Source organism: Bartonella sp. AP88HLJMH (genome assembly GCF_042195605.1).
Lineage (GTDB): Bacteria > Pseudomonadota > Alphaproteobacteria > Rhizobiales > Rhizobiaceae > Bartonella.
This window is the reverse complement of the sequence record NZ_JBHIOR010000134.1, coordinates 1-516: the sequence shown is the minus strand read 5'-3', so window position 1 is coordinate 516 and position 516 is coordinate 1. Positions and strand designations below refer to the sequence as shown.

1 pseudogene is annotated in these 516 nt (G+C 37.6%); it reads right to left on the bottom strand.

The window, feature by feature from the left end:
- Positions 1-516, bottom strand: a pseudogene (locus tag ACFIMA_RS09995) (hypothetical protein); the annotation flags it as partial.

The following is a 516-nucleotide window of genomic DNA, read 5'->3' as shown; positions in this document are numbered from 1 at the left end:
TACACTATTGTAAACCTTTTCCTCACCAGTGCTACCATCATCATTGACAGTTTTAAGTTTGAATGTGGGTGCAACCCATTTTCCATTTTCATAGCCAGCACCTCCACCAAAATAGGTCGCAAATGTTTGATTCATTGAATAAAGTTGGTTGCCAGTGATCGCTTCTGTTGAACCTTTAGAAATTTCTCCATCTAATAGAAACTTCAATTTGCTATTGTTTCCTTCCGTTCCATGCTTAGCTACAAATGCATTGGCTTCATTATTCCAATTCAAAGAATCCTGTGCGACTCCTTCAGAAACTTCCTTAATCCTCTGATTGACATTCTTGATATTATCATCAAGTCCTTCAAAAGCTGAACCAACATTGGTAAAAGGTTTGGCTGTTATCTTACCATCTTTATCAATCTCCGATAAACTATAGGTCGGCCCAGTAAACACACCATTATTAAAAGCTGCATTGCCTCCTAAATAAGTAACAACCTTATCATTCGTTTCAAAAAGCTGACTACCCGTTAC